General features: G+C 46.2%; 5 protein-coding genes. All 5 read right to left on the bottom strand.

Going from position 1 to position 5,113, the window contains the following annotated elements; all coding sequences use genetic code 11:
• Nucleotides 1–792 (bottom strand): AAA family ATPase (locus RMO35_RS22760; protein WP_309744620.1); only part of this gene is annotated, 792 nt, incomplete at its 3' end.
• Between the two features lie 161 nt (nucleotides 793–953).
• Nucleotides 954–2,000 (bottom strand): RNA ligase, encoded by a 1,047-nt coding sequence (locus tag RMO35_RS22755; protein ID WP_309744618.1) that lies wholly within the window; start codon nucleotides 1,998–2,000, stop codon nucleotides 954–956.
• A gap of 166 nt (nucleotides 2,001–2,166) precedes the next feature.
• A complete protein-coding gene (locus RMO35_RS22750) occupies nucleotides 2,167–3,117 on the bottom strand; it encodes a MoxR family ATPase (protein ID WP_309744616.1) in 951 nt (316 codons plus the stop codon).
• Nucleotides 3,118–3,155: 38 nt separating this feature from the next.
• Nucleotides 3,156–4,406, bottom strand: coding sequence for a DUF4350 domain-containing protein (locus RMO35_RS22745; RefSeq protein ID WP_309744614.1), 1,251 nt, complete (start codon nucleotides 4,404–4,406; stop codon nucleotides 3,156–3,158).
• A 73-nt stretch (nucleotides 4,407–4,479) separates the two neighbouring features.
• Nucleotides 4,480–5,113: DUF4129 domain-containing protein (locus RMO35_RS22740; protein ID WP_309744613.1), on the bottom strand; the 634-nt coding region annotated here is incomplete at its 5' end.

Raw genomic sequence — 5,113 nt, 5'->3', positions numbered from 1 at the left:
CATTCTACAGACCTTCGGTCGATCGTCGATAACGCCAATTACATTGTAGCGATCGCGAATGTGAAAATAGTAAAGTTCTGACTTGAGAATGTCATCGGGACGCTGGTCGTTAGCCGCGCGCATCAACAGCTCTTTGTAGTTAATATTGTGTTGTTTCAGCCAAGCAACAGTCAGATCGTAGCAGACACTCGATCGACCCGACAAGAGAATAATATGTGTATCTCGTCCTAATTTCTCGATGGTCGTCGCGACAACGGAATTAACTGCATCTTCATTCACCCGATCCCACGCAAATGGCGATCGCGTATGATTGATAGCTAAGGTACCATCGATATCTACCAAATAGCAGTTTGGTAGCTGCGGATCGTTACTGGGTGCTATCTCTGGCTGATGTAAATAATCATAATACATCTGCTCGATCGCCTGTTGCCCGACCGAATTCGATCGTAACAAATCGCGCCGGATACATTCAGCTAATGACACATCTGTAAAGTTACGAACGCTCAATTCAGCTTGATATTTGGCGGCTAATTCAGTTGCTCGTCGCAAATGAACTGGGTTGAGATTGGTATCCGACCAAATTACCGAATAACCTTGCTCGAAGTAATATTCTGTCAGTAAATCGCGGACTTTAATAATCCGTTTTTCACGTTTATTGGTACCGCTCAGTTGCAGTCTGAGGTCGTCTTTACAGAGATTGGCAGTCTCAGGATACTTTTGGATATACTCTTTTGCCCAAGTTGTTTTACCACTTGCTGGCAAGCCTTTGGTGAGGATTAGTTTGAGGGACATGGTTTAGGTGTTAGGTGTTAGGTTTTAGGGTAAGAGGTAAGAGGTAAGAGGTAAGAGGTAAGAGGTAAAAGGTAAAAGGTAGAACAACAAAACGAGGACGCAAGCGTCCTGCTTAAAGCCTAAAGCCTAAAGCCCAAAGCCTAAAGCCTATCCCCTATCCCCTATTCCCTATCCCCTCCCTGAAACGGCAGCTCAAAGCCAGGTTTGATGAGTTTCCAAATGACTTGAGTGTAGTCTCTACCATCGAGCATGAGAAACAAGACACCTGGATATTTTTGGGTTTGAAAATACATCGCGGTTTGGCGGCGATCGCCTAAATCCTTGAAGGCTTGTTGGCACTCAGTTTCAATCTCTCGGTATTGAGTTTCTAGCGATCTCTTGGTATCTTTGACCCAGTTATAAAACTCATCGGGAACAGAGTCAAGAAATTGCGCTAGGCTCTGATTTTGGCTCAGACATTCCCAAATATCTTTAGCTTGAACTCTGGTAATAATCCGGTGCAAGCGGACATAATCGGCGAGTTTGTATTTGAGCCGAAAGCCATTCGACCATTTGAGGATAAACCCTTCGTGATTGGACAGTTCGGCTTGAGTTTGCTCGATCGATTTAATCCATTCGGGTAAGGTAGTAGCTGGGTAAGTTTGCGCTCGATCGGTCCAATCTACCTGTGTGTGGTCTAATTCTGCGCCTGTATCCGTATTTACCGCAGCTAATAGTACCAATCGTTGCGAGCTACCATAGTCAACGACAATTCGATTGCTGGGATAGATAATTTCAAATAAGTAGGTATAAGCCGGATCGAGCTTATCGAGATTGTCGCGATAATTGGCAAGCAAAGTCCGTGCCATATTAGACTGCTCCGAGGCAAAGCTGCCCCGTGAAGCTACTTCCCACTGTCCTTTGTAGTGAAACAGAATAATCAGCGATCCATCGAGCTTCTCGTAGATCTGGGGTACTCCATCAGGGAGCGTACCTTGATATTCGCTTAGATTAAAAAATTTCGGTAATGGTCTGGCAATAGGTCGATAATTATCGTCTAGCACCAATCCCCGACAGTGGAGTGTCGCATCGATCCAGTACCGATCGTACTGCGCCTTGGCGGTATAGTTATAAATCGTCAGCGGCAAGCTCGGGTGAGTTTGGCTGGTAATATAACCCTGGGTGATGAGTGAGGGCAATGTCTGAGGGTCAAATGGTAAATCGGTCATTCGATCGGTAATAGCTGATGTAAATCTAAGTTACCCGATCGAGCTTCCCTGGAGCCACTGCTGACTTTAATCGCTCAAACTCTTTTCCTGACTGGAATACAAGTAAGATCGATCGTTTCACCCCAGGGATACCCCGAACTATCCCTAATTCCCGACCCTCTACTCTCTACCTCGGTACGGGAACTCGATCGACTAATCCCGCGATGACGGTATCTATTTCCAAACCGTCTAATTGAGCCTCTGGGCGCAATACTAGCCGATGGCGGAGTAGGGGGAGGGCGACTTGTTTGAAGTCATCGGGAATCACCATCTGACGGCGATCGAGCCATGCTGCGGATTTGCTAGCGTGTAACCAGGCAATTGCCGCACGGGGTGAGGCTCCCAGGCTCAGATCGGGGTGCTGGCGGGTTTGTTGGACTAGGGCGAGCAGATAATCGATCGCATTGTCGTTGACAGTGACTTGCTGTACTGCGCGGCGAGCTGCTAGACAATCTGCTATTGTTGCCACTGGTTTGAGCGGTTGAAGGTTGCTTCTGGCTCCTGGTGTAGACATCCGTGCGGTGGCTAGCAGTTCGCGCTCTGCGTCTGCGGGTGGATAATCGACAATTAATTTAAATAAAAATCGATCGAGTTGCGCTTCGGGGAGTGGGTATGTCCCTTCAAATTCGAGGGAGTTTTGAGTCGCGATCGTCCAAAATAGATCTGATAATGGAAGTGTGTCGCCGTCCAGAGTGACTTGCCCTTCCGCCATTGCTTCGAGTAGTGCCGACTGGGTTTTGGGTGGCGTGCGATTGATCTCATCTGCCAGCAAGATTTGAGTAAATACTGGCCCTTTTTTGAGGATAAATTCTTGATTCTTGAGATCGAAAATATTCGTCCCCAAAATGTCTGCGGGTAAAATATCTGGTGTCAGTTGAATTCGCCTAAAGTCGGCTTGAATTAGCTGTGACAATACCTTTGCCATCATCGTTTTTCCCGTCCCTGGTACTCCCTCCAAAATAACATGACCGCCAGTTAGCAAGGCAATCAGCAATTGATTAGTTGTCTGTTCTTGCCCGAAGACAACTTCTTGTAAAGTACTACTGAGTTGTTGAAATATTGCGTGAGTTTCAGTCATTAAAGTGGCAGGTGGGGGTTGAAAATTGGCGATAAAACCTAGAGCTTAGTCAATCGACTGTCGATCTGGCGAATTTTTTCCAGCCAAGTGGTTAATTGAGCGGGTGTCGGGCGACGTTCCGACATCAATTGTAGGACAAAGCGGAGATCGTCGGCTGGTAATTGGGTCTGATTTTCCCAAGCAGCGATCGCGATTTCGGTTTCTACCAATCTTTCTTTACCCAAACCGAGTCGTTGTTGCCAGGATAACTGTTTGGCTCTACCGATATTTTGCACGACGAATTCACTGCTATTGGCTTGGTAGAGTACGCCGCCTAGTGCCTGGATATACGCTTGGCTATTCTCGATTTCGATCGGCTTGGGGATTGTCACTTTTCCAAAGCGGCGATTTTGTTGCCAGATTAAGGCTAGCGTACCCAATGATAGATTGAGAAATGCGACTAGGAGCGGTGTGTTAGTTAGGTAATCGAGCAGATCGCCTTTATCCGACTCAGATCCCGATCCGTCTTCTTCATCATCGGAAGTGTCGTCTGGATCTGCCGATCCCTCGACAGATCCCCCTGGTTCACCATTACGCTGTTTGCGGTTTTTAGCGATGGCTGATGATTTGCGGCTGACATAACCATGAATATATTCATCTACCAATACTTGCTGGCGATCTTTGGTAACTATTTCAGCTAATAGCTCAAAATTCGGTCGCAGATCTTGATAGGTATTTGCCGCTAAATTAGGAGTAGTGGCAATAATAATTAATCCTTTATCTAGTTTAAATTGACGGACGACACTACCCGTGCGATCGCTCAAAATTGACTGAGGATCTAACTTTCGATCTTCACTAGTTTTGACGAGATCGGATCTAAATCTGCGCGTGGTTTCAATTTTGACATCTCCTTGCGGACTCTCTAGACTCGATCGAAAAGGGATATCTGTCGCGGGTGCGGTTACGCCCAAAATCGCTAGGGTATTGCCTTTGCTCACCCACTTTTGTTGTAAGTCTGTGAGTTCGAGTAGTGCTAATTGGTGATTGACTTGTAGCAGTGTCGTTCCTGTTTCATACCGAGCGTCTTGAGTAAGTCGGGGAAAAGATCTGTGCCAACGGCGGATCTTAATGCCGCGATCGGACATCATTTGATACCAAGCACTATAGCCATTGGGGGCAATACTATAACTCGATCCAACTTGCCGGGGATCGCCACCCATTGCACTAATAAAAGTCACCAGCACGATCGCGAATACAGCAAAGAGTCCCAGGTGCCAATATTGCTTGAATAACTTGTTAAAATCTGTCATAAATAACTATCTACTGGTAATTAATTAGCCATCTAATTAACGATCGCGATCTGTAATCTAGTCGCCTAAATAGTTAAGGTACTACTGTCAATCGCTCTTCAATTTGTCGATAAGCTTGCTGACAGCGATCGAAATCTGCGCTGGCAATTTGACGATTGCCAAAGTGTAGCTGTTCGTGGATCGATACTAAAATTTCGCCGACATTGACGATCGGTACCGTACTCAATACCTGAATATACTCGCGATCGGTACGACTGTCTTGGTGGGGAATGAGATTGGCATCATTTAAGCGTTGCAGCATTGCCAGATACAACCAGCGGCTGGCTTGGGTATAATCGCCTGCTTGTTGGAACTGCTGGGATTTTGCGAGCAACTCATTGACAGTAAATACCTGTACTGGCTGCACCACTTCAGATACGGTCTGCTGAGTCCGCACCATCCATTGTTGCAAATAAGGGTAGATAAAACGATAGCCAAACCAAAATATCAATCCGGCTAAAGCCACCCACACTAAGTTTACGAGCAATGGCCACAACCACTTTGGAAAAAAATCTAAGTTCAAGTCTCGATCGTTAGATCTAAACCTTACTTCGAGCCATTCTCCGAGTTGCTGTTGCAGTTGTTCCAACTGCCATCGCCAACTTGTTTTTTCAGCAGCAGTGGACATGGGGAATAATTGAGAATTGAGAATTGAGAATTGATAATTG

The organism is Chamaesiphon sp. OTE_20_metabat_361, assembly GCF_031364565.1.
Note: the sequence above shows the minus strand (reverse complement) of the source record. Positions and strands in the feature narration are given on the sequence as shown.

Bases quoted from the DNA above. Each gene is read 5' to 3' on its own strand.
- RMO35_RS22755 (WP_309744618.1), bottom strand. From the start codon at position 2,000: ATGACCGATTTACCATTTGACCCTCAGACATTGCCCTCACTCATCACC.
- RMO35_RS22750 (WP_309744616.1), bottom strand. From the start codon at position 3,117: ATGACTGAAACTCACGCAATATTTCAACAACTCAGTAGTACTTTACAA.
- RMO35_RS22745 (WP_309744614.1), bottom strand. From the start codon at position 4,406: ATGACAGATTTTAACAAGTTATTCAAGCAATATTGGCACCTGGGACTC.